This window comes from Chitinophaga sp. 180180018-3 (genome assembly GCF_037893185.1).
Lineage (GTDB): Bacteria > Bacteroidota > Bacteroidia > Chitinophagales > Chitinophagaceae > Chitinophaga.
This window is the reverse complement of the sequence record NZ_CP140772.1, coordinates 5,256,327-5,281,407: the sequence shown is the minus strand read 5'-3', so window position 1 is coordinate 5,281,407 and position 25,081 is coordinate 5,256,327. Positions and strand designations below refer to the sequence as shown.

Annotated in this window: 24 protein-coding genes; 14 read left to right on the top strand and 10 right to left on the bottom strand. The window is 46.4% G+C overall.

Features of this window, described 5'->3' with window-relative positions; translation table 11 throughout:
• Positions 1 to 67 precede the first annotated feature (67 nt).
• From UNH61_RS20530 to UNH61_RS20510, 5 genes are all read right to left on the bottom strand, one after another.
• Positions 68 to 982 carry a bestrophin family ion channel gene (locus UNH61_RS20530; RefSeq protein WP_326993871.1) on the bottom strand — a complete coding sequence of 305 codons (915 nt, stop codon included), beginning with the start codon at positions 980 to 982 and terminating at the stop codon, positions 68 to 70.
• Between the two features lie 11 nt (positions 983 to 993).
• Positions 994 to 1,479, bottom strand: coding sequence for a hypothetical protein (locus tag UNH61_RS20525; RefSeq protein ID WP_326993870.1), 486 nt, complete (start codon positions 1,477 to 1,479; stop codon positions 994 to 996).
• Between the two features lie 109 nt (positions 1,480 to 1,588).
• A complete protein-coding gene (locus UNH61_RS20520; RefSeq protein WP_326993869.1) occupies positions 1,589 to 2,947 on the bottom strand; it encodes a HAMP domain-containing sensor histidine kinase in 1,359 nt (452 codons plus the stop codon).
• Complete coding sequence (locus UNH61_RS20515; RefSeq protein ID WP_326993868.1) at positions 2,931 to 3,650, bottom strand: response regulator transcription factor; 720 nt, start codon at positions 3,648 to 3,650, stop codon at positions 2,931 to 2,933. Before UNH61_RS20515 ends, UNH61_RS20520 begins: the two co-directional genes overlap by 17 nt.
• Positions 3,651 to 3,691: 41 nt before the next feature.
• Positions 3,692 to 4,267, bottom strand: a complete 576-nt coding sequence (locus UNH61_RS20510; RefSeq protein ID WP_326993867.1) for a histidine phosphatase family protein — start codon at positions 4,265 to 4,267, stop codon at positions 3,692 to 3,694.
• Between the two features lie 256 nt (positions 4,268 to 4,523).
• Here UNH61_RS20510 and UNH61_RS20505 point away from each other — a divergent pair, with 256 nt between their 5' ends.
• Entirely contained in the window at positions 4,524 to 5,657 is a 1,134-nt protein-coding gene (locus UNH61_RS20505) for a terpene synthase family protein (RefSeq protein WP_326993866.1), read from the top strand.
• Positions 5,658 to 5,668: 11 nt separating this feature from the next.
• Here UNH61_RS20505 and UNH61_RS20500 read toward each other — a convergent pair whose 3' ends face one another.
• The gene (locus UNH61_RS20500; protein WP_326993865.1) at positions 5,669 to 7,393 is read right to left on the bottom strand and encodes a hybrid sensor histidine kinase/response regulator; all 1,725 of its coding nucleotides are present in this window, start codon (positions 7,391 to 7,393) and stop codon (positions 5,669 to 5,671) included.
• 616 nt (positions 7,394 to 8,009) lie between these two features.
• Here UNH61_RS20500 and UNH61_RS20495 point away from each other — a divergent pair.
• The 6 genes from UNH61_RS20495 to UNH61_RS20470 all read left to right on the top strand — a co-directional run bounded on the left by UNH61_RS20495 (position 8,010) and on the right by UNH61_RS20470 (position 15,779).
• Positions 8,010 to 8,180: a hypothetical protein gene (locus UNH61_RS20495; RefSeq protein WP_326993864.1), complete on the top strand. Its 171-nt coding sequence runs from the start codon at positions 8,010 to 8,012 to the stop codon at positions 8,178 to 8,180.
• Between the two features lie 49 nt (positions 8,181 to 8,229).
• Positions 8,230 to 9,303, top strand: coding sequence for a class I fructose-bisphosphate aldolase (locus UNH61_RS20490; RefSeq protein WP_326993863.1), 1,074 nt, complete (start codon positions 8,230 to 8,232; stop codon positions 9,301 to 9,303).
• A gap of 491 nt (positions 9,304 to 9,794) precedes the next feature.
• Entirely contained in the window at positions 9,795 to 14,009 is a 4,215-nt protein-coding gene (locus UNH61_RS20485) for a DUF6531 domain-containing protein (RefSeq protein ID WP_326993862.1), read from the top strand.
• A 4-nt stretch (positions 14,010 to 14,013) separates the two neighbouring features.
• Complete coding sequence (locus tag UNH61_RS20480) at positions 14,014 to 14,964, top strand: hypothetical protein (RefSeq protein ID WP_326993861.1); 951 nt, start codon at positions 14,014 to 14,016, stop codon at positions 14,962 to 14,964.
• A gap of 120 nt (positions 14,965 to 15,084) precedes the next feature.
• Positions 15,085 to 15,432: a hypothetical protein gene (locus UNH61_RS20475; protein WP_326993860.1), complete on the top strand. Its 348-nt coding sequence runs from the start codon at positions 15,085 to 15,087 to the stop codon at positions 15,430 to 15,432.
• Complete coding sequence (locus UNH61_RS20470) at positions 15,429 to 15,779, top strand: Imm51 family immunity protein (protein WP_326993859.1); 351 nt, start codon at positions 15,429 to 15,431, stop codon at positions 15,777 to 15,779. The genes UNH61_RS20475 and UNH61_RS20470 overlap by 4 nt, the downstream gene beginning before the upstream one ends.
• 87 nt (positions 15,780 to 15,866) lie before the next feature.
• On the opposite strand, the gene UNH61_RS20465 is transcribed toward UNH61_RS20470, so the two are convergent.
• Both UNH61_RS20465 and proB read right to left on the bottom strand, forming a co-directional pair.
• Positions 15,867 to 17,114, bottom strand: coding sequence for a glutamate-5-semialdehyde dehydrogenase (locus UNH61_RS20465; RefSeq protein WP_326993858.1), 1,248 nt, complete (start codon positions 17,112 to 17,114; stop codon positions 15,867 to 15,869).
• Between the two features lie 11 nt (positions 17,115 to 17,125).
• Positions 17,126 to 18,160 (bottom strand): glutamate 5-kinase, encoded by a 1,035-nt coding sequence (gene proB / locus UNH61_RS20460; protein ID WP_326993857.1) that lies wholly within the window; start codon positions 18,158 to 18,160, stop codon positions 17,126 to 17,128.
• A gap of 119 nt (positions 18,161 to 18,279) precedes the next feature.
• On the opposite strand from proB, the gene bla reads away from it, so the two are divergent.
• The 7 genes from bla (at position 18,280) to UNH61_RS20425 (ending at position 22,635) form a co-directional block, all read left to right on the top strand.
• A complete protein-coding gene (bla, locus tag UNH61_RS20455) occupies positions 18,280 to 19,182 on the top strand; it encodes a class A beta-lactamase (protein WP_326993856.1) in 903 nt (300 codons plus the stop codon).
• Between the two features lie 196 nt (positions 19,183 to 19,378).
• Positions 19,379 to 19,732, top strand: a complete 354-nt coding sequence (locus UNH61_RS20450; RefSeq protein ID WP_326993855.1) for a hypothetical protein — start codon at positions 19,379 to 19,381, stop codon at positions 19,730 to 19,732.
• Positions 19,733 to 19,739: 7 nt separating this feature from the next.
• Entirely contained in the window at positions 19,740 to 20,264 is a 525-nt protein-coding gene (locus UNH61_RS20445) for a hypothetical protein (protein ID WP_326993854.1), read from the top strand.
• A 6-nt stretch (positions 20,265 to 20,270) separates the two neighbouring features.
• Positions 20,271 to 20,999 (top strand): hypothetical protein, encoded by a 729-nt coding sequence (locus UNH61_RS20440; RefSeq protein WP_326993853.1) that lies wholly within the window; start codon positions 20,271 to 20,273, stop codon positions 20,997 to 20,999.
• Positions 21,000 to 21,011: 12 nt separating this feature from the next.
• A complete protein-coding gene (locus UNH61_RS20435; RefSeq protein WP_326993852.1) occupies positions 21,012 to 21,368 on the top strand; it encodes a hypothetical protein in 357 nt (118 codons plus the stop codon).
• A 3-nt stretch (positions 21,369 to 21,371) separates the two neighbouring features.
• Complete coding sequence (locus UNH61_RS20430; protein WP_326993851.1) at positions 21,372 to 21,923, top strand: hypothetical protein; 552 nt, start codon at positions 21,372 to 21,374, stop codon at positions 21,921 to 21,923.
• Positions 21,924 to 21,930: 7 nt separating this feature from the next.
• Positions 21,931 to 22,635 carry a hypothetical protein gene (locus UNH61_RS20425; RefSeq protein WP_326993850.1) on the top strand — a complete coding sequence of 235 codons (705 nt, stop codon included), beginning with the start codon at positions 21,931 to 21,933 and terminating at the stop codon, positions 22,633 to 22,635.
• Between the two features lie 809 nt (positions 22,636 to 23,444).
• Here the strand turns inward: UNH61_RS20425 and UNH61_RS20420 are convergent.
• Together UNH61_RS20420 and UNH61_RS20415 are read right to left on the bottom strand one after the other, a co-directional pair.
• Positions 23,445 to 23,897, bottom strand: coding sequence for a hypothetical protein (locus UNH61_RS20420; protein WP_326993849.1), 453 nt, complete (start codon positions 23,895 to 23,897; stop codon positions 23,445 to 23,447).
• A gap of 88 nt (positions 23,898 to 23,985) precedes the next feature.
• Positions 23,986 to 25,074 (bottom strand): alkene reductase, encoded by a 1,089-nt coding sequence (locus tag UNH61_RS20415; protein WP_326993848.1) that lies wholly within the window; start codon positions 25,072 to 25,074, stop codon positions 23,986 to 23,988.
• Between the last annotated feature and the right edge of the window lie 7 nt (positions 25,075 to 25,081).

Here is a 25,081-nt window from a genome sequence, read left to right as displayed (position 1 = left end):
GGAGCCTTTTATTCAACGCTATAAATTACTGCCCCTGGGAGGGGCGCCTTAAACACAAGTTCAATTACTACAATACATAGTACAACGGTTGTTCTACCGCTTCTTCAGGAGCATGGTACTGTTCATGTAACATCTGCCGCAGATCCTTTTCAATATTCTTTGCGATCGCCGTTACCGGTGTATCGGTAGGCTTGTTCTCAAACGGATCCTGCAGGTTGACGCCCATTTTCTCGATCAGCAGGAAAGAAGCAGCAATGGCCACTACCAGCGGAATTTCCATGAACCCCAGTATGTCTATCAATGCAAATGGCAATAACAGTATAAAAAAGATCACGGTGAAGTGTGTATATAGGCTGTAGGTAGCCGGAAATACCGTGTTCTTGATCCGCTCACATTTTCCCATCGAATCACAGAGCTTTGTAAGTGTTGCATCCAGGGTTACCTGCTGGTACTGATTGATCCAGCCCTGTTCCATGGCATATTTGAGATCTCTCCCATGTAAAAGCAACAAGGCAGCCGGCACATTATCATATTTCATCAGGTAGCTCATTTCCCTTCGTGTTAATAACCTGTCCAGCCCCTTGAGCGGATCAGTTTTCCTTAACGATTGTCCGAGGCTATAGCACCATGCTGCCTGTCGCTTTACAAAACGCTCCTGGAAACTGGTCAGTTCATCCGATTGGTAATTTGCATCCATCAAACTTAAAACCTGTCTTGTCAGCGAGCGTGAATCATTTACAATGGATCCCCAGATGGTTCGGGCTTCCCACCACCGGTCGTACGCCTGATTGGAACGGAATGCCAGCAGGAGCGATAATACCGTTCCCAATACCATGGGTACAGCAATGGGTATTATTATATTGGTAAAGGCGTATTGATAATAAAGTATATTGATAGAAAGCGTATAGATGGCCACCAGCAATATTTCAATCTTTATTTTACCAAATACATATTTTAAGGGGATATTTTTTTTAAGTAACATAACCTGTTGTTTTATTCTGTAGCCAGCAACAAGGCGGAGATGGTCGACTGATCGGCCACGTACCTTTTGCGTTGTAATTGAATCTTCATTTTCGGGTAGCCGCAGCGGCTGATGAGTCTTTCAGGATTATAACTTCGCTTCGATGGTGGAATGAATTCATGATCAACCGGCTGTATGATTAAATCGATGTTCTGAGCCAGCAGGAAGTTGCGTAATGCTACACGGGTGCTGCCGTGAAAGAACTCGATCTTCAGTTGATGGATGGCGGAAGAGTATTTGTTCCGGATAATTTCGCAGCCATCCTGGAAATCGCTGGAGATCAGCTCTACATGCCGGCTGTTGCGGGTGTAGGTGATCAGATCAAACAGGGAATCCGGCATCTGCAGTGCGTGCATTAATATGACGTTCACCCGTTCGGCAGGATGTTGTGCAACGATGTTGTGCACATAGCTGAGAGAACGGATGGAAAAGTCGGTGGGTATGAGTATATTTTTCATATCTGATTACTTTTATAGCAGCAAAATTATCGGTGGCAGATAAGTAATCAGTAAGAGCGGCGTTAGAAGGTAGTAAGAATGTGGTAAGAATATGGTAAGAAAACGACCGCTACCGTGGAAGCTCCACTCTGATCTCGGTTCCGTGGTTTACTTCGCTGTTCACAACGATGTTTCCCTTATGCATTCTGATAATATTCATGGCTAGCGGCAGGCCGATGCCGTATCCTTTGAATTTGGCAGTGTTGGAGGCGCGGAAGAAAGGAGAGAAGATGTAAGGCAGATCCTCCGGTGGAATGCCGATTCCCTGATCTTTAACGATGATGATATTTTTCTTTTCTGTAGCAGCGAGGGCGACGGACACGGACGCATTATCGGAATACTTGACAGCATTCATGATAATGTTGGTGATGGCCAGTTCCAGCAGTTGAAAGTTGCCGGGTATCTGTAGCTTTTCTTCTTCTTCAGGGAACAGGCTATAGTCGATTTCCACCTGGTTACCGGGATGTAGTTTATCAACGGTATGCTTCACGGTAAAAAGTAATTCATCAGTTCTGATTTGTTCCCATTGTTGCTTCTTTCCGTCGAAGCCAGTCTGCGCAAGGTGAAGCAGGCTTTTGGTGATATGTTCCAGTCGCCCTGCTTCTTTCAGGATATTCTCCAGTGAGTAGATATATTTATCAGCAGCCCGTTCCTTATTAAGCGCCAGTTCTGCTTCGCCGATAATGGCAGTCAGCGGTGTGCTGAGTTCGTGCGACGCGTTGCTCACAAAGTTATTCTGCGTTTCAAATGCAGTTTCCAGCCGGTCGAGCATGTTATTGAAGGTATTGGCCAGGTCGTTGATCTCATCGCCATTATCCTCTACATTCAGCCGCAGGTGCAGGTTTCGGGAGCTGATACTTTTTACCTGCGTCATCATCTGCCGGAGGGGTTGTAATATATAACGGGAGAAAAAAATACCCGTTCCTATGAGGATGAGACTGGATGCAACTGCGCAGATGATCAGTATTCTCCGCAGCCATGTAAGGTATTCAAAATTGAATTGATTGATGGCAGAAACGATCACTATATAAAGTCCCTGTTTGCTTTTATATAATATGCCTTCATAAAAGCGATCGCCTTCCCGGTAGGTGGATTTACTTTCCTGCTTTACTTTTTCATAGAATGAGGCAGGAAGGGTCAGTGCTTCATTTTTGTGTACAGTGCCATCTGCGGCCACTTGCAGGAAATATTCCTTTTCGGAAGGCAGTTTTTCCAGGTGCTCGTCCCGGATCTCGTTATACACGATGGAATCCGCTTCATAATAGGGCAGGGTGGCTTTTGCAGACAGGTAAGCTCGGATCTCCAGTCGTTTATAGAAATCCTCAAACGAATGCTGGCTCGCGAAATAGTATACCAGAATGCTCATGGCAAGCGTGGTAGATACGGTCAGGCCCGCAAATAAAAGCAATATCTTAGTACGTATCTTCATTCGCCCTGCTTTCCCGGATCATATATCCCAGTCCTACTACTGTATGAATCAGTTCAACGGGGTTGTGTTTGTTAATTTTTTTCCGGAGATAGTTAATATAAACGTCTACTACTTTGGTGTTCATATTGAAGTCGATTCCCCATACCTGCTCCAGTATTTCCAATCGGGATAACACTTTGCGGGGATTTCTCAACAGGTATTCCAGCAGCCGGTATTCCGTGGCGGTAAGCTGTATGCTTCGTCCCTGTCTGTTGGCGGCTTTGGTATCGGTATTGAGCTCAAGATCAGCCATACTGAGTACTGCCGGCGAACTAACGGTAACGGGCATATCATTTCCTGTACCTTTCCTCCGCATCAGGCTCCTGAGGCGTGCTTCCAGCTCCTGCAATTTGAAAGGCTTTACCAGGTAATCATCGGCTCCGCTATCCAGGCCAATGACAATATTTTCTGTAGTCCCCAATGCGGTAAGCATCAGGATAGGGGTATCAGTTCCGGCTTTACGCAACGAGCGGCATACTTCAATGCCGTTCATGCCGGGCAACATTACATCCAGTATGATCAATCGGAACGACGGATTATTGAGCGCCATTTGCAGGCCGCTGTTGCCATCCGGGGCTACACTCACCTCATACCCGGCTTCAGAAAGCCCACGGGTGATAACGGATACTACAGCAGGTTCGTCTTCTATGAGCAGTAACTTCATATTGAACGAAATTAAGGATTAGGAATGAAGAATGCAGCATCCTACTCCAGGTGCGTTACGCTATTAAACACTTCACAAGTCCAATCCTGGTTCAACACCCTCAACTGAGTAAAAGATGTATTCTTCATTGCCGGTGTTGGCTGCATGGTCGGGAACAGTTTATCGAGCATTTGCCGGATAAAGCTGCCGTGGGTAACGATCATGATATTTTTGCCGTTGTTGGTGCTGAGCAGGTCGTCCATAAAAGAGAGGCCCCGGCCTACAACGGAGGAATTACTTTCCTGGCCCAGATCGAGTTGTTTCCAGTTTTCGCCCCATTTACGGATACGGTCTTCTTCGGTGGTGCCTTCCGTGAGGCCGCCACCAGCTTCCCCTATACGTTCGTCCTGTATAACGGAATCGATGCTGAGCTCCTGTGCGATAATAGCCGCCGTTTGCCTGGCACGGATCAGGTGACTGGAATAGATGACTTCCCAGTCCTGGCCGGTAAGCCACTGTCCGAGTTTGGCTGCCTGCAGGAGGCCTTCTTCGTCCAGCGGGATGTCTGAATAGCCCTGTGCCCTGCCTTCTTTGTTCCAGGATGTGGTTCCATGGCGGATGATCGCGATCCGAGTCATATAGCTTTTTTTAAAATTCCGGGGCAAAGATAAATAAAGGTAAGCGGGTTACTATATACCGGAATATGAAAACTTACCGCGGGTATGTGGGTTTCTGGCATTTTGTCGTACATTAAAAGTATAATACATTTGTTTTGAACGTCATTTGAAGCCCTTTTCATCCAGTGTTGTTTAGCTCTGATGAATAACCATTCTCTCCATTTTACAGGCCTTGGAAATACTTTTTAATTGTCATTCTCACATAAAATTTACGATTATGCAACACAGTGTTCAGATGGCAACATCTCTTGCCACAATGCAAAAAATTCAACAAGAATATGCTTTTTTAATGTCTCAGGGTACCACCTGTTTTTCATTGCAGGATCTCTTTAACAACGAGCAATTCCAACTTGAAGAGTTTTGCCAGTCCTTTCGCCCCCATGCCTACGCACGGCAGTTGAAACGCTCGGCGCAAGAGTATGGGCAGCAGTACAACATCTGGTTACCTAATGCCGAGCATTACATTACCTGTGCTATCTATTTGTTTCCGACTGCCAATCTTTACCGTATGGTTGCCATCCTCAAAAATTGTGCTGTCGATTTCTATCTGAATGATACGATGGGCAGAGAGGTATTTGCCCATCTCAGTAAAGGAGAGCAGCTTGCCGCCAACGCGATAAGAGAGCGGATGGCGAAGCTCGACCTGCCGCTTCATTTGCCGGTAGATGCACATTTTGTAGAAGAGGCTAACGCCGAAATGATGCGGGATATTTGTCATACATCTCCCGCTGGCTGGTTCGATGAATTCAGAAAAATGTATAACTATCACATCGAGGTAACGCATCTTGACTGCAACACATCAGCCCTGGGATATGTTCCTGACATCAATACCTACGTGGATATGCGCTGCCATGTGTCTGGCATGCATCATACTATCCAGCTGATTGAATACAGTGAAGGACAGTTTCTTGACTGGCGCTGGATGGAACGCGCTGCTATCGCGGATGATATGAAAAGATTACAATATGTTACTGCCGCCATTGGTTGTTTGATGAATGACCTTTTCTCTTTTGAAAAGGAAGTAATCGATAATTCATCAGACTCCAACCTGTTGATGATAATGGCTCTGAATAATCCATTTTTATCATTGCCAGATGTGATCAAGGGGGCTGCGGAAATCGTACGGAATTTGCTACACGAGTTTTCCATGCTGGTGAACCAGGTTAGAACAAGGGGGTATCAGCAATTGCCCAGGGATTCTGAGATGGTAGATAAGCTGGAAGCACATATAAGTGGTCTGGAACGTTGTGTACAAGCGAGCTGGATGTGGCAGGTGTACACTAAACGCTACAAACGCCCGCATTCCATATGGCAGGAAACCCGACTGGCGGAAGTAGCTGCAATTGTTTAATGTGCAATAAGCTATTCCTGTAACTCTCCACTGACATGATGTAGTTGTTGATGGATTATTTTCTGTAGGGACTTGTAATCTATAGGTTTTTCAATGAAAGCTTTTGCCCCCTCAGCGAGAAGTTCCTCTCTTGATTCTGTGAAGGCATCCCCGGTAGCGATGATTACAGGAATGCTTTTCAATGTTTCATCCTGCTGAAGATGTATCAATGTTTCCTTCCCATCCATCATATTCATGTGATAGTCCATGATAATGATGTCCGGAAAACAGTTGTTGATTTCGTCAAGTACTTCCAGGCCATTGGTAACAAGTGCTACGGAACAGCCGATTTGTTTCAGGAATCGTGAGATCAGCGTGGCATTCATTTCATTGTCCTCTGCAACAATGACGTGAATGTCGCTGAGATCGCGTTCTACTGCTTCTTCATTTTCGTGTCCGATGTCTTCCGGCCTACCTGCCTGAAGAGGTAATGTGATCGTAAAAGTAGTGATACCTGGGGCTATACTGTTCACAGCGATATCACCATTCATTGAGCCTACTTTGTTTTTCACAATATATAAGCCGAGACCGGTGCCTTCGGTGTATTTACTTTTGTCGGTCATGAAAGGATCAAACATGCTCTCCAGTTTCGACGCGGGGATTACAGGGCCATAGTTGCTCACTTTCATGGTCCACTGGTCATTCATACCTTTCACTTCCAGTTTTACGAGCGTGTTTTTATCAGCATATTTGATGGCGTTGCCAAGCAGGTTGGTAACAATCTGGCTTAGATTCAGCATATCGCAGTAGATTACCTGTGGCATATCCTGAATAGTCAGCTGTAGCCGGATGTTGCGGGTACGCGCAATAACCCTGTTGACATCAACAATCTTTTCGAGGAATATTTGCAGGTCGAATGCTTCTTTTGACAAAGACTCGCAGTTACCGCTTTCAATCTGCGCCATATCCAACACATTGTTGACAATATTTCGGGTATTGTTACTGGCGGCCAATAATTGATCTACCAGTGGGGTGATACCCTTGAGACGCTCGTCCAGTTTTATTTCCCGCTTCAGTAGCTGCGCTACACCATATATCGCATTCAGCGGGGTTCTCAGCTCGTGGGTGACCTGGTACACAAATATCTTTTTAAAATAATTGCTTCTTTTCAATTGCTGGTTGAGGTCATTGCTATCAACATATGGTTTACTTACCAATATGATCAGAATAAGTACTCCGGCCATTGCCAGTATTCTGAACGCAAATGCCTGGTGGATATTCAGTGGGATGGTAGAGGTCATTTGGTAGTGATAGCAAGTCTCCAACAGACCGAGAATTAGCACCGCAAGCACCAGTGCTCCTCTTCTGATATAGATATTTTTGAAAAGGAGGTAAATAATAGATATTAGGAAGATGATCATTGCCTGTAACTCTATGATATTGCTCAGCAGTAATCCGAAATATACGGAAGCTGCGCACTGAACAAGGAAAGTAGTTAGTGCTGCTGCAAGATACTTACCTCTGTGATTAAGATAGATTGCAGAACAGGTTAATGCCAGTTCTGCCGATGCCGGGATAAGAATAGAAAGCTGCTCCGACATCAGGTAGAAGAGTATTCCAACCACCGCGATCAATAAGCCTAATACCAGACTCAAACTGTTAACGAGCATGATCCTTTTTTTCTGCTCTTCTTCAGTGACTCCCTGAGTTCCGGTCAAAATAATTTTTTTGGTATACTCTTTAATAGTTTTAATCATAGTAAGCAAAAAGGGGTTTTGCGCAATTGCATTCAGGTGTGAGCTATAATAAATGTTTTCATAAGGACTCCCCTGATTTTCTGGTCAAAATGGTTATAGGCTTTAAACTTTATTCTTCTTAATGGTCATTCAAAGCAGGTACGTGAAATTCCCTTACCAGTGTAACATTGTCTGTTTCCCAGCCCGGCCTCAAGGAGGGAGCTGTCTTTCAAAGTTATAGTTTTTCCGGGAGAAGAAGAATGATTCAGCCATCCTTCTTCAGGAAGTTGTAATAAGATAGCACTCAACAGTGAATGTATTTCGGGTATCACCAGGATCATCTTCTTAAAATTAATTTTCTTCAATACCATAGCCAACAATAATAGGGTTTTACATGTAAACAAAAGGGTCAGAATTCAATCATCATCAGATAATAACAGTTGTAACTCCATACAAAACTTCAAACGGATTTTCCAGGAGGGATTGCTTCATATTAAATCTTCTTCCGGTAATTCTTTATGGTCCGGCATACCATTACATATGCTTCTTTCAAAATTATATTATTTATCTATTAATTCAAATTGTGTTTTTAAATGATGAAAGCCCTTAATAGCCCGTATTCCCTAAATTTGCTTCTATGAGCAATTACATTATCCCGGATGAGGAAAAGACCGGGAAAAGAGAAGAAGAGGTTAAGGAGACAGAACCTGTTATTCATGATGGTTCCGGCGGCGCTTTTGAAGGCACAGAAATGGTTTCAGAAGAAAGAGAAGAACCATCCAGACCTAAAGGCCCCATACCGTATTAACCGGATGCTTTTAATTCCTTAAATTAGTCGTACTAAAAAATTCCTGTTTATGTTATCCTTGGAAAAAATCAGCGAATTACTGGGAAAAGAAAGCGATACCCTGCTTCAGCACGAAAGTAAGACCATCAGCAGAGACCTGCTGCATCTGCCCGGACCAGACACCGTCAATAAAATTTACCAGCCGTCCAGCCGTAACCCGCAGGTACTAAGGAGCCTGGGGCAATTGTTTAGCCATGGCCGCCTGGCAGGTACAGGCTATATGTCTATACTGCCGGTAGACCAGTGCGTAGAGCACAGCGCTGGTGCTTCCTTTGCTAAGTATCCCGCTTATTTTGATCCTGAGAATATTGTGAAACTGGCTATTGAAGGCGGCTGTAATGCAGTGGCTTCCACTTTTGGGGTGCTGGCATCCGTATCCCGGTTGTATGCACATCGCATTCCTTTCATCGTAAAGATCAACCATAACGAGTTGCTGACCTATCCTAACAAAGCGGATCAGGTAATGTATGGCACCGTGGAAGAAGCCTGGAACCTGGGTGCAGTAGCAGTAGGAGCTACTATCTATTTCGGCTCCGACCAGGCCGACCGGCAACTGGTAGAAGTAGCGAACGCATTTGAACGTGCACATGAACTGGGCATGGCTACCATCCTCTGGTGTTATCTGAGGAACGATGCCTTCAAGAAAGATGTGGACTACCACCTCGCGGCCGACCTTACCGGGCAGGCCAATCATCTGGGTGTAACCATTCAGGCCGATATTATCAAGCAGAAGCTTCCTACTGTGAATGGTGGCTACAAAGCACTGAACACCGGCAGCTCCTCATATGGTAAACTCGATGAACGTATCTATACTGAACTCACTTCTGATAACCCGATCGATCTGTGCCGCTACCAGGTAGCCAACTGCTACATGGGCCGTATGGGCCTGATCAACTCCGGTGGCGCTTCCGAAGGAGCAGCCGACCTGGCCGAAGCGGTGCGTACTGCCGTCATCAACAAACGGGCCGGTGGCATGGGCCTTATTTCCGGTCGTAAAGCCTTCCAGCGCCCTATGGCGGAAGGAGCTGCGTTATTGAATGCTATTCAGGATGTTTATTTGAATGAACAGGTTACAGTGGCGTGAATTAAGAAATAAGAATGAAGAGCGAAGAACTTGGCGGATAATATGATTAATCGCTAAGAGCTTCGCTCTTCATTTGTAATACGATAATGGCGCCAAGATGAGAATATTATATTAGTTAGAGGGAGGACGAGACATAGTTAGATGGAGGATACTCTGAGCATACTCTGAAGATGATCTGAGCATGAACGGTTGGTTAATGGTAAGTGTATGAAAATCAATAATATATACCCGGTTTGTTTGGCTTTCGCTGCATCGGGACAGTAAAACTGATGTTATTTTTACATAAAGTTTATCACAGCATAAGGTTAGGTATGGAAACTACCTGTTTTTAATGTAGATTTATAACATATTGAAAAACTCACCCCTCTGTAAAGTTTGTATGACCTGGCGTGATGACAAAAAATGTTCACTATAAATGGTTATCCCATGTTTTCATGCTTCTTTGCAGTAGTACAGTGTGTGTATAACATCCATCTCAAAACATACCACTGATGGCGTATATAAAAATTAAAAGCATTCCATTGCAGCCCCGACCCTCTGTTGATCCTAAGCCCGTGGCTAAACATTTTGATATTGTTCTTGGGCTCGATTTTCACATGCTGAAAGTACCCTGGCCATTCACGCCCTGCCCCATCACTCCCTTCGCCGCGCTGATCTTTGATCCGATGGATTACATCCATATCACCCTGCCAGCCATACCGGTGTATGACCCGAAAAAAGGATTTCAGATTGCCCGGAATGTGCCTATGGGTGGAACCGTGTATTTTAACGGCATGCATAAAGGCGTTGCGCAAGGCGCCCTCTGGGGGATGCCCTCCGTGCCTCCTTTCATGGGGAAATTCAAAGGGCTGGGTAAGATCGTCAGCAAACTCAACCTGCTGCATTCCGTGATACCGCATCCTTTGTTCCTGTTGCCAAAATTCTTTCACCCGCATGAAGGCCAGCTGTCGCATGGCAGCAAAACGGTGATCAGTCAGGGTATGTACCAGAGCACCTGGTTATGCCGCGCTTATTCCTGCCAGGATATAGGAAAAATCCTGATGAACAATCCTATCGGCGGCTTCTATCTTAATTTCCTGACAGCCGTGATGGTAGTACTCCCCATCGGCAAACCGGTGCTGATCGGAGGTGTCAAAGAAGAGCAGCAGTTAAAACTCTCTGATCTGCTCAATGCCCTGTTTTTTATGGGCCTGATGCACGGATTGAAGTTTGCGCTGAAAATGCTGGGTAAGTTACTCACCAAAGTATTAGCAAAAATAGAAGCCCGTTCCCCTAAGTTCAGCAAGTTCAGGGCAGCTGTTCAGCCATCTATCTGTAAGTTTTTGGGAGAGCCGGTAGACGCCGCCAGTGGCCATATGGCCAGTTACCTGGAGGGATTCAGTCTCCCTGGTCCGATTCCTTTTACCTGGGAAGCTAATTATTACAGCGATAGCCATTACGACGGCCCGCTGGGAAAGAATATCTATCATAGTTACGATATCTCGCTGCTGGTAAGCGATGAAGATGGCGTGGTAGTGATGAACGATACGGCCGGCAGACCGGTGGTATTTCCGCTGCTGGAGCCGGGGGCCAGCTTTTACAACCCGAAGGAAAAATATGAACTGCATCGCACCACAGCAGGCGAGTATTATGTAAGCGACAGAGGCGGCCTGCAATATCATTTTGATCGCCCGCGGTACGCCGATCAGGGGCATGGTAAACTGCGCAGTATTACCGACCGCAATGGGTTTGCTATCCGTTTTTATTACAGCGATGGCGGACTGCTGGAAAAGATCAACGACAGCGCTCACCGCGATATTTATATCCGGTATAATGAAGACCGCCTGATTACCGCCGTACAGGCGCCGCATCCGGAATTGGGCGACCGGGGCATACTGGTGGAAATGGTGCGTTATACCTACCATGCCGGCGGTACGCTCAAAGAAATGTATAATGCCGAAGGGCATCACAATAGCTTTGAGTGGGAGAACCAGTATATCATTGCCCGTCGTTTTAACAACGGCACTACGTTCACCTTTCATTACGACCGGCAGGGCCGTTGTACAGCGGCTTTGGGGCCGGATGGTTTATTCAGTTACACTTTTGATTATTTAGAAGGCTTTACGGTAGCTACCAATAGCCTGGGGCATAAAAAGACATACTATCATACTGATGGCATCGTCACCAAAATAGTGAACGGCTACGGCGCCGCGCAGCTATTTAGCTATGATGAAGCAGATAACCTGGTAGCTGAAACCAATGAATTGGGGACGGCTACCACGTATGAATACGACGAGAGAAGCAACCTGACCAGTCTGCAATTACCCGGGCAGGGAGCAACGGGTATCACTTATAACCAGCAGCAACAGCCGGTTGCCGTTACTCAGCCTAATGGTGGAGTGTGGCAGTATATCTATGATGAGACAGGCAACCTGGTACAGCGTACTAATCCTTTAGGAACAGCCACAAAGTTTGAGTATACGGAAGGCCGGCTCAGCAGGATCATCAACCCGCTCGGAGCGGTGACCCGCCTGCAACACAACGCGCAGCACCTGCTCAGTGAGGTCATTTTGCCCAATGGCAGCAGCATCAAATATAACTACGACCTGCAAGGGCGGATGACAACCATTACAGACCCCGCCGGCGCTGTTTTACGGCGGCAGTATAATCTGCTGGGCAACCCCGTTCAGATAAAAGACAGTACCGGTAATACCGTGAAGCTGCAATACGACAGCATGGGCAATGCCATTGCCGTGAGCGACCGGCATCAGTCGGTCGCCCTGCGTTATAACTTCTTCGGCGATGTGGTGGAGCGGAAACAGGGCAATACAGGTATTCAATTCGTTTATGATAAAGAAGGACAGCTGCGGCATATCATCAATGAACACCGGGAAACTTACAGCTTCGAACTGGATGAAGAAGGTAATGTCATCACCGAAAAAGGATTCGACGGACTAACGCGCGAGTATATACGTAATGCAGGTGGTCAGGTGATGCGCACTACCCTGCCCGATGGCAGCCAGCAGGCATATGAATACACTGCCGCCGGACAGGTAGCCACTATCTACTATGAGAAAGACGGCAGCTCCGAAACCTTTGGTTATAATGCCATGGGGCAACTTATCAGCGCACAGAACAGTCATGCCTCTGTGCAATTGCAGCGGGATCTGCTGGGGTTGATTACACAGGAAAAAAGTAATGAACATATACTAAGCAGCGAATACAATCAGCTGGGGCAACGCACCGCGCTTAAAAGCAGTCTGGGTGCCGACCTTAGCATGCAGTACAACAACGCCATGAGCTGGCTGGAGCAGATGAGCGCTAACGGCTGGAGCGCACAATTAAAGTACAACAACCTGGGCCAGGTAACGGAGCGCAGCATGACAGGCCGTGTAACCCAGCAGAATCAGTACGATATTTCCGGCCGGCTGGTAGAGCAATTCACTACTAAAGGCAACAAGCGGCTGCAGCGGCGCTATACCTGGGATGGCGACCGGCTCTCGGGTATCCACGACAGCACTACCGGCACTAAGCAATTCAGGCATGATACCTATGGCAACCTCGCTGAAGTGATCTATGGCGACGGCAGCGTGGAATATCGTATGCCCGATGCCGTGGGTAACCTGTTTGAAACCCCGCAGCAAAAAGACCGGACTTATGATAAAGGCGGAAGGCTGCTGAGAAGCAGGAAAGCCAGTTATAAATACGATCAACTGGGTAACCTCATACGTAAGGAAGAAAGTGGCGGCCGGGTGTGGCAATATGAATGGAACCCTGCCGGGATGCTGGAAAGCGTACTACGACCGGACGGGGAAAGGGTGAGTTTTAAATACGATGCCCTGGGGAGGCGGATAGAGAAACGATATAAGCATACGATCACCCGCTGGGTGTGGGATGGGAATAAGCCGTTGCATGAGTGGAAGGAGTTTGATGCAAAGGAAAGTAGTGCGGATGACCTAATCACATGGGTGTTCAATGAGAATAATTTCTCGCCAACTGCTAAAATAAAAGGGGATAAGAAATATAGTATTATTGCCGATCATTTAGGTACGCCTATACAGGGATATGATGAGACGGGAGATTTAATCTGGCAGCGGGAAATAGACAGCTATGGGAATGCGAGGATGCTACATGGAGATGCGGGATTTTGTAGTTATCTTTATCCGGGGCAGGTAGTGGATGTAGAGACGGGGCTGGCGTATAACCGATTCCGGTATTATAATGCGGAAGAAGGAATGTATATAAGCCCGGATCCGATTGGGCTATGGGGCGGAAATCCAACTGTATACGGATACGTCTATGATCCCAATAGTGAAATAGATCCTTTCGGGCTAGCTTGTAAACAGAAGAGAATTGGTGACTGGGGGGAAAACTGGGCTAAAGACCAATTAGAAAAATCTGGGAAGTATAAAAAAGTTATCTCTATCCAAAATGGCTCTAACCATGGAATTGATCTGGTTGGAATACGTCATGACGGTAAGTATGATTTCTTTGAAATTAAAACAAATACGACTGGAAATGTTAGCCCTATATCAAGTCGCCAGGCCAATGCAGACAATTTCATAAATGATATTCTTGGCCCTCAAAAAGCTCAGACAGGCAACTGGGGAGTTACAAGGGCTGAGGCGCTGGATATGCTTAATCCGGCGAACAGAGGGGATAAGAGAATTGTAGATATCTTCATTAAAAATGGAAAACTCGATAAAGTTTTAACATCACAATGGTAAAAAGATGGCAAAAAAAGACAGTAAAATAAAAGTAGTAGCTAAGGCTGTTAAAGAAGAAAAAGATTTCCTGTCGTATCAGGACGCAGAGGAAAGCGAAAGAATGACAAAATTTTATGATGATTTTATTATTAATAATGTTACTTCTTTTTCTTATGAGGCAGTTGTTTTTGGAGACACAAAAAGCATAAGTATATCTTTGCCTCAGGTTCTGGAGTATACTTCACTGAGTGCTATTGCAAAGTCAATTATAAAATTTGATGAAGACCCAACCGGGAGTAACTTCGGCACGTTGGTAAATGCGCTATATGCTAATTTGATGGCATTTACTTCAGTGATACAGGATAATGATCAGGCCCCGGTTTTGTTTTTAGAATCAGATATCAGCCTGCTATACATATTAGCAATGACATTCTTCCCTGAAAAATTGACCATAGTGGAAGAGATTGTTTTGAAAGGGCTTGATAATCGCAAAAATGCCCGGGAAAACAATATCAGGGAGATGAAGGGTAGTTATGGCCGGGATAGCATTCTGTATTTGGCACATTGGCTGGCAAAGGAATACAATAGAGATGAGAATATTGTAAAAAGTTTATTGAGTTATTGCCAGGATAAAATAGATCCTGTTTATGCTTCGGCAATTGAAAACGCCTATTCAACCAATGATGATATAGTAATTAAATGGGTAGATGAATTAGCGGAATATCATATTAGCAAAAGCAAAACAGCAGATTTAACCTATCCATTCCATGTTAACCACTGGATATACTTTCCCGTAGAAATGCTGGCACTGGTAAAGATCAGAGCTGCAAAGAAGCTTAATAACAGTTTCATATCGCATCCGCTCATCAATGCTTTTTTACCGTTTTATCAGGAGAAGATAACGCTGAATGATTATATAGAACGTTTGTCGCAAAAGCTGCTTACTCAGTCCGGAGGAGTGCCTCATACAAAATGAGATGAACACGCCTACACTTTATCAGTGCTGATCCGGGGCAGCGGACTTTCCAGATTATCATTCCTATTTCTTGCTGTTCCGGGTAAAAGGATACTAGCAATTTCGACGGATTAAATAGCTATGAGTAAGAAAATTTACGGCAAATTGCCGATCGAAAATGAAGCAGCAGATCTGGCTCCATCCATTTTTATCAACAGAGCAGTTGATGAAATAAATAAAACTATAGAGTGGATGAAAAGTTCTAAAGAAGCAGCACAACCTTTGTTGGTATTTATTGAAATACTTTTGATGTTTCCTGCTAAATTTCCCTCTGAGAAAGGATATATAAGACGAAAAATAACCGTGCCGGAATGGAAAGCCGTTTTTGATGAGTGGTATGAGCGGGTAAATAAGAAAATACCGGAAGAATATCGGGCAGTAACCAGAACTACAGCAGACGAGCTGTTTGCTCAACTAGAGAAATTATGATTACTGAGAATATCAATGAACAGATAAAACCTTTTTTCTGGGTTCAACATGCAACTTCCGTTTCAGTTTGTTTGAATGCTGGTGTATATAAAAATGATCTGTTTGAAACCCGTGCAGATGAAGGCTTTGAAGGTAGCGGATATGACTGGGCGTCGCTGGCAACTGTTTTTTTGAACGAACAAATGCCAGCACTTAAAAAAGATGTTCGTTTTGATCCTGAATCCAGTATGTTTTGCGCTTATTCTTCCAATGAGAATGCTTTGAGAGATTTTATTATCAGGTTTAAAGAGGCTTGTGAAAATGACAAATTGATAAAAATACTTTTTTCAAAGGCAAAACTCGATTGATTAACAATTCTGATTTATACTAAGGCTCGTAGGCTTACGAACCTTAGTATAAATCAAAATCGGGTGAATCAATTATTTATTGCTTTCTCATCTCACCTGTCCCTCTCCCCGCACCAGCCATTTCTCCGTCACCAGCTTCTCCAGTGCAAACGGTCCACGGGCGTGTAGCTTCTGGGTGGAGATACCTATTTCTGCACCAAGACCGAATACTCCTCCATCAGTGAAACGGGTAGAGGCGTTCACATAAACAGCAGCGGCATCTACTTCGTTGAGGAAGCGTTCACTCACTGCTGCATCTTTAGACATGATGGCTTCTGAGTGCCGGGAGGAGTAGTGCTGGATATGCGCCAGCGCAGCATCAGTGTCGGGTACAACTCTTACCGAGCAGTTTAAAGAGAGGAACTCCCGTCCGAAATCGTCGGGTTGGGCGACAAAGAGGTGGGGGTAATTATTTTTTTTCAGGATGTCGTAAGCTAACGTATCCGCATATACGCCAACGCCGTAGGGCAGCAGACTGGGGGCAAGCAGTGCCAGGAAATCGGCAGCTACCGCTTCGTCTACGAGCACGGTGTCGAGCGAATTACATACGGAAGGGCGGGATACCTTGGCATTGGTCACCACAGCGGCGGCCTGTGCGAGGTCCGCTGTTTTTTCCACGTAGGTATGGCATACGCCGGCGCCGGTTTCGATGACGGGCACGCGGGAGTTGGTTCTTACATATTCGATCAGTTGCTCGGAGCCCCTGGGAATGATGATATCGATATACTTAACAGCGGAGAGCATCTCCGTTACCAGGCTCCGGTCGGTAGGAAGCAGCTGTACAGTATGTTCATCTACCTGAAACTCCTTTAATACGGTTTGTATCAGTGTTACAAGGATGGTGTTGGTATGGAAGGCGTCGGTACCGCCTCGCAATACGCATACATTACCGGAACGGATGCAGAGGGCGGCCACGTCAACCGTTACGTTGGGCCGGGATTCATAGATCACGCCTACAACACCTAACGGAACGGTCTTTTTCTGCACGAGCAAACCGTTAGCCAGTTTGCGCTCCAGTAGCAGCACATTCGCCGGATCGGGGAGCAGCGCAATATCTTCCAGGCTGGAGGCCAGGTCGCGGATACGGCCCTCGTTTAAGAGCAGGCGGTCTTTTTTAGGATCTTCATCCGGCATCCGGTCCAGGTCCTTTTTGTTTTCCGCGATGATATTGTCGGTCTGTATCAGGATAACGGCGGCTAGTCGGCGTAACAGCGACTGCTTCTGCGCATCGGGCAGTGCCCGGATGGATACGCCGGCCTGCTGTGCTTTTTCCAGTAAGGGTTGTATCGTTTGCATGATCAGTTGTATTATAACAGCACTATATCGTCGGCGTGTGCTACCTCGGTGTTTTGTGCTTTATGTCTGGTGTCGAGTGCGTCGGAGGCAATCTTTGCCCGGCCTACTGCGATCACGGTATTTTCTTCATTGACGATTTCTATCACTTCGCCGCATTCAAACTTTTCCAGTACGGCCTGAACGCCTACGGCGAGCAGGCTATGACGTTTTTCCAGCGCATTCTGGGCGCCGGCATCTACCTGTATCCTGCCGGTCACCAGGCTGCCACTGGCGAGCCACTTTCTGCGGGCAGGCATACTGCAGGGCTGAGGCAAACATAAGGTACCGGTTTTTCCTGCGATGGCATTGAGGATACCATCTTCCGTGCGGATGCCGAAAATCACTACCCGGATTCCCATTCTGGTGGCTAGTCGCGCGAAGGTGAGCTTGGAAACCATGCCACCCAGTCCCAGGGCGGATTTCTCTTTATCGGCCAGTCCCAGGGCGGCTTTGTCGATCACATCTATCTGCGGTACCACTTTTCCTTCCCGGTCCAATACCCCCGCTACAGAGGTGCTGAATAACAGCAATGATGCACCGAAGCCTACAGCAATGAGGGTGGCCAGTTCGTCGTTATCCGAAAACTTCAGCTCCAGGCTGCTCACCACGTCATTTTCGTTGGCAATGGGGATGATGTTGCTGGCCCATAGCTCTTCGTAGGTGCGTTTCAGTTGGAGGAACTGGTTCCGGTCCGAGAAGTGCTGGCGTTCGCAGAGGCTCTGTGCCACGGCAATATTATAAGGCGCGAAGTAGCGGCTGTATTTGTTCAGCAGCAATGGGTTGCCGATGGCGGCAGCGGCCTTCCGCTCGCTGATGGTGCCATTGTACTGACGCAGGAACTGTTTGCCGGCAGCTACCGCACCGGAAGATACCAGCACAATATGATAGTGGCTGTGCAGTTCTGCAACCTGACGGGCGATCCCCGCAATAATGGTTTCGTCCAGGTCGCCGTTGGGATGCGTGATAGACGCCGTCCCAAATTTGATGACAAGTATCGGTTTGCTCAATTTCTTTCCTTATTTGGCGCCTAAAATTAATATTCTGATGTTGAAATTCTAAATGCAAAATTTCGGCATATAGCGGAGAATGCTATATCTTAGCCGCCACATTGTTTATGGTAAACCATATGAAAAAACGAAGAACCGCATTCATATTAGTGCTGGTAGCCACTTTGACCCAAGTTTCATTTACAGCGGCTGGCCAGCAATCCCTACGAAAAGAAATTATGGCTATCGCTGGAAAAATCCCCGCTAAAGTTGGCGTATATGTTAAGGTACTGGAAACCGGCGACACTGTTTCCCTGCACCGCGACACACATCTCCCGATGCAAAGCGTGTATAAATTCCCCATTGCTATGGCAGTATTGCACGAAGTGGATAAAGGGCGCCTGAAACTCAATCAGCCGGTAAAGATCGAAAAAGCAGATCTGACCACAGCCGGCGTCAGTCCGCTCAGGGAGAAATACCCGAACGGCGGTGTAAACCTGACCATCGACGAGCTGCTGGACTATAACATCCGGGCCAGCGATGGCAGTGCCTGCGATATCCTGCTGAATCTGATAGGGGGGCCGGCTGGCGCCAACCAATATGTACATCAGCTGGGAATAAAGGACATCAGCATTGCTACTAAAGAACAGGCCCAGGTAAATCCGGATGATGTTGCTACCCAATATAAAAACTGGTGCACACCCGCTGCCATGACCCGCCTGTTAGAAAAATTTTACCGCGAGCCGGTGTTATCAGATTCCAGCAAACGTTACCTGCTCCACCTGATGATAACATCCGGACCAGGGAAAAAGCGGCTGAAAGGGCTTCTGCCGGCAGGAACGGAAGTGGCACATAAAACCGGTACCTCCTGGACCCAAAACGGATTGACCGCCGCCACCAACGACGCCGGAATTATTACCCTGCCCAACGGAAAGCATGTAGCCATCACCGTATTCGTTTCGGATGCAAAGGCAAGCGAAGAGGACCGTGAGCGAACGATCGCTGAAATAGCCCGGGCAGTATGGAACGCCTATGTGAAATAGCAGTAACCCAACCTGTATATCTGAAGTGATACCTTCGAAGTGGATACTAAACTAATTGATAATCAGTTTGATGTGATTTTTGTAGATGCTTTGTAATGGCTGTTTTTAATTGCTTGTAGACATCATGTAGTAGTCCCGGATTGGATTTTCCGCCGCATAAATCAGAATTTTACAACCGATTTAACGCCTTGGACTCATGGGAATGATCATGCACTTCACCAGAACAGCACCTGTAAAAAGAATAGTAGTTGGTATCAGTGGTTGCTCACATTGCGGGAGTATGAAGGGAGATTTAGACATCCTGGTAGCCTCCAACGGAACGGAATTCCTGGGGATGCCCTTACTGAAAAGCAGCTCCTGTAAAGCGGAATTAAGCTGCGCATCCTGTGGCATGTTTATCAGGAAAAAGAACTGGCCTCAGCAGGTTATAATGCTGGCGGAACAGGAACGCAAACAGGTGAAGCTGTCGCTCTGGCAGCGATACGGCATCTGGATACAGATATTGTTATTAATTGTAATCATTGAAGGCATACGTCGTATTTTAAAATAAAATATATATGGACAGTAAAAGTCTGGTCATTGCCCGCATTGAGGGAAAACTAAAAATGAATGCCATCTCGCTTAAATATATAGCACCTGGCTGCCTGATAGCAGGAGCAGCACTGGGGGCCTGGGTGATAGCCAACAGTCAGAATAATCCCGCTTCTTCCGGTACCAATTGGGGTATGGTGCTGGTCATGATCCTGGTTTTTTCCGGAATTGGGATACTCTTTTCCGCGCTGAAAACCCGGAACGATGGCAGGATATTGACCTATGCACAATCCCAGCCGGAGAAGATCGTATGGATTTACCATCAGATTGTGAAAGTGAATGGAGTACCACAGGAAAATATGACGCTGGGGGATGATACCGGAAAGATTTACCGGTTGCCCATCCGCCGCGTGAAAGGCCAGAATGATCCGATGATGGATGCATTGGTAGAAACCTTTCCTCATGCGGTAGTAGGCTTTTCATACGACCTGCAAAAGGCCTTCAAGCGCAATCCGCAGGAGTTCAGGAATTTGAATAAACATAATAATTAACAGAAGATGTTCATAGTTTATCAGATACGGAGTATAGAACATGTAACGCAGCATTTCCCGGACCTGGCCTGTCCTCTTGGAAAGCAGGGAGGGGTAACGATTGTAGTCATGCAGCGTTATGTGGCATGGATAGGCCCCATGATGCCTTCAGCCAAGTACGGCATTGCTTTCTGCGACGACGGGGAGAAGATTCCCAGTTCGAAATGGACGCCGGAGATCAGACAGCAGTACAAAGCGCTGAAAGCCGGTACCAGAACACCGCTTCGTCTTTGGAGGGGGATGATTGTATTGCTTTCCATCATTGCGGTAGGGATCATCTGGGGGGTGATCGCCACCCATTTCAGAAAGAAAAATGAACAGGTATCGGCCGAATATCTGGCGCATCCGCAAGCGGGCGACATCTTTTACGCATCTACCGGAGGTACGCTGGTCATTGACGGCAACAGCGCACAGCAAAGCGGGCAGGTATTCGCCCTATTCAAAGTGCAAAAGGTGGATGGCGACAGTATTTTTCTGCTGCAGGGTAATGCGCGGCGTGTGAGTACACCTGACCACTATATAAATGAATATGAATCCGGTTTTTGGAATAAACTGGAAGATGAAACCAGCAGTTACAGTACTGTGCCCATCATCGTATCTCATCACAGTATTCTTCAGTATAATAATTTTTTAACCCTGCCGCGTAATCCTAAAGAATCTCCCGGAAGAGTATCTAAGGTGTTACGCCATAATTAATAATAATTGACAATGGAACAAGAACAACAACCCGGAAAGAAAGTCCGCTGGACCAACCCGCATACCGACGGGGATTACGAATACACCAACAAGCTGTCGGGCAACCCCTGGCCATCGCTCATAGCCATGATCATTATCGGCGCCGCCTTTATGGTTTTTGCTGTTATCAGGTACCGGGAACTGGTAGCCTGGGAACAGAAAGGAGGTAACATGCGCATGAACAGCCTGGAAAAGCTCTGCTACGATATGGCTGGTCCCTGGTTGTTTTCAGCCCTGGTAGCCGCAGTAGCAATCATGGTAGTTGCAATGGGATTCCGCGAGTTTAACCGGCGCATGAAATTTAAACGTGAACATCAGCAACAACAATAATTTATGAAGAAAGCATTACTTGCAGTTTCTATCGTTGTATCGCTCTACGCATGCGATACCGGAAAGAAATACTACATCGACAACCCCACCAATGCGCCGCTGAAAGTGGTGCTGGATGGCGCCAATATTGACGTGGCTCCCAAGGAATACAAAAGGGTACAGATCAAGCCCGGGGCGCACCAGGTATCGGTGGCCGGAGGCCCGCAGCGCTCGTTCACCATTGGAGAAAACGAATTTGGTAAAGGAGGAATGATCAATCCGCTGGGCGCGAAATATGTGGTTTGGGCAGAGTCCTACACTGCAAAAGGAGCGCCTTCCACTGCGCCTAATTTTACGATTGAATGGAACGGCCAGAAGATCCAGGGACCTTTCACGATCGATAGCTCCATTTACATGATCAACAACTGGTGGTACGATGTGGTAACGCCGTTCCCTAAATCAGTGGAGGTACCAAGCAATTCTGCCTCAGCTCGTGTAACCAAAATATTCCGTCCGGATGATTTCACCCGTGAGTATAACGAAATGATAAAGGAAGGTGGGCAACAACAACACTAAGGGGTTAGTGACATACGCAGGGCTGGGATTACTATTGCTAATCCCGGCGCTGCATTTATCGGCACAAAAGAAAAAGCCGGCAACGGGCAAGACACCACACAGCACCATAGCCGGATGCTATGGCGCCAATGGAACAGATGTGCGGGAGAGCCTTTGCCTTTTTGAAAAGCACCGCTTTCTTTATGCACGCAGTTACGGGGCAGTAGACCAGCTGGGGAAAGGCACCTGGATCCAGCATAAGGATACCGTTTTCATTACTTCCGATAATATGGGACCGAAATTCAAGATCAGGAACAGTGTTGATAAGGAGGTTCCCGCAGGAAAGTTACAGCTGTTGTTTGCCTTCAACGACCGGTTCATTCCGTCGATAGTATACGGATTTACTACAGACTCTTCCGGGTTGGATACAATGCAGCTAATGACGCCTAAAGGCAAGGATACTGAACAGGGTGTAGTAGTGACGATCGATCAGCCAGTGGGTGCACATCTGCTTATACAACATCAGTTATTCGACAAAACGTTTTTCGATTATGTAATTCCTGCAGGAACGAATCGTCTTGTCATAGAGCCGGGAGAAGGGATAGGCCGGCCTGAATTCAAAGGACGGGCGTATATTTTGAAGGGCAAGACGTTGGTGGATGTGGAGATGCCGGAGCATGTGTTGAAGTATGGGGGGAAGATTACGGAGGAGTTGAAGCAGTTGAGTTATTGAGAAGAGAGGAGGGTGTTGTACAGGTGTTTTTGGCACTTCGCCATGAAATTTAGCAGCCCCAAAACATATTTATGAAACTAGTGAATAGTTGATTTTAAAAAGTTTGAATATTATATATGTAAATATATATATAAATATTAACAGAAGGAAGGGATAATTCCTGAATTAACGGTGTATAGATATAGAGATCTTTTGCTGGATACCACTGTTTCAAGGTATTGATCAAAAAAATGAATCATTAAATCTACCGTTTAAATTGTTCAGTAAGTGAAAAACATTGTATTAACCCTTGTGGCTACACTTCTTTTATTTTCTTGTAAGTCTACAAAGAATTATGAACAGAAGGAGATTCGTAGAATAGCAACAAATTATCAGGCAATCATAAACTCGGACATCAACCGATCTTCCAAAAGTAGGAGAGATATTAAACGAGGTTTAGAGATGCTGGAGTATAGAGTGGCGCTTTCGGCCGATTCAATAGTATTTACCACACAAGACGGACAAACCCACGTGGATTCATTCTACTATAATCCGCACAAAATTCAATACATACGGCAACATAGCTTGATTACACCCGGCAAAATTCTCATGACTAAAGGGAAACCTTAGTTGTACCAATGGCTATCGTGTTGAATTTAATATAGGAAACCAAAGCCTGGAAGATGGTGCTTATGTTAAGGCATCTATAAATATGGTAAAGCTGAATTAATACCTATATCAAAACATTAATGGAAGGAGGGAGGGATATCTACCTGGATCTACTCCCTTCTTTTCCTGCTAAGGTCTTCCCCCTAATCCTAACCCCATCCTCAATTCATCACCCTCCTATACTCCTCCTCAATATCCGTCAAATCAATCTTCTTCAGCTCCTTACCATTAAAATACCACGCATTCCAATTATACTTCGTATCACTCAAATTTAAAACCACCGGTTCTTTCCCTTTGCCCTCAAAACTGAGCTTCCCACTTGTGGCCTCGATAATCTTCACACCTTTATCTTCCAGAAAAATTTTAGCATCAGAGATATAATTCTGATAATCCTCAGAAATCGTAAAAAACGCTTCTTCTCCCGCTTCTTTTTTCAGTCGTTCCAGCTGAATACTATCGGGCGAGTAAAGGATGGCGCAAGGCGTAGTAATGTGTGTAGTTGCTGAATGGTCCGCTACAGGTGCTGCTTCAGTGGCTTCGTGCTTCTTTTCTTCAATAGGCTTTGCTTCCTGGCAGGCAGCCAGCAATACTACAGGCAGTAATAGGTATCTCATGAAAATGATTTGTTTGGCATATCAGGCATGCATACACGTCGTGTATGCATGCCTTAAAGGTAAGGTAAAAATATGCCTGCTGCAAGTATTACGCAGTAACTGGCGCCTGATCCATGAATGGGTAGTCTATGAGCCCGGTTTCGCCTCCTTCATAGAAAGTGGCCTTATCAGCGATGGTGAGCGGAAACCGGTGTCTGATCCGTTCTACAAGATCCGGATTGGCGATGAAAGGGCGACCGAAAGCAATAAGATCCGCCTCATTTTGCCGGAGCATTTCTTCTGCCGTGGCGGGCGTAAAGCCACCAGCCAGTATCAGCCAGTTGCTGAACAGCTGACGTATCAGCCGGATGAAGGCTTTCGGGATAGGGAGGCTCCCGTTGATGGATTGGTCCGACAGGTGGAGGTATCTTATATTCAGCCGGTTCAGCTGTGGCACAAGATAAAGATGTGTTGCCAGTTCTTCGGGGTAGAGTGGCATGCTACTGAGAGCAGCCAGGGGAGAAAGGCGTACGCCTGTTCTGTTGGCCCCGGCTATGGCTGCAATACCGCTGGTGATTTCCAGCAGAAAGCGGCTTCTGTTTTCAATACTGCCGCCGTATTCATCGGTGCGCAGGTTGGTGAGCGGATTCAGAAACTGCTCTATCAGCAGGCCATGTGCGGCATGTATTTCAATACCATCAAAGCCGGCTTCGAGCGAGTTGCGAGCCGCCTGAATAAATAGTTGTACCATTTCTTTTACTTCCGCCGTGGTCATCGCCTGAGGTTCCGGCGTTGTCAGATGTCCTTCCGGCGTGCCTATTTCCAGGCCGGCGCCTATGGCAGATGGTGCTGGCAAAGGCCCGCCACCGGGGAGATTCAGCGGATGACCTACCCGGCCGGTATGCATCAGCTGTATAAATATCTTACCGCCTTTGTTGTGTACGGCGCGGGTTACTTTTTTCCACGCGGTAATTTGTGCATCATTATAAATACCCGGCAGATTGGCATAGCCCAGTCCGGAAGGACTTACCGCGGCGTTTTCGGCAATGATCAGTCCTGCGCCGGCGCGTTGTTCATAATAAGTAGCTACCATATCTTCCGGTACGCCATTGATCGCTCTTCTGCGGCTCATCGGAGCCATCACCACTCTGTTATTCAGCTGCAGCGATGCTGCTGCTATAGATTCCAGTAATTTCATCGTTGTA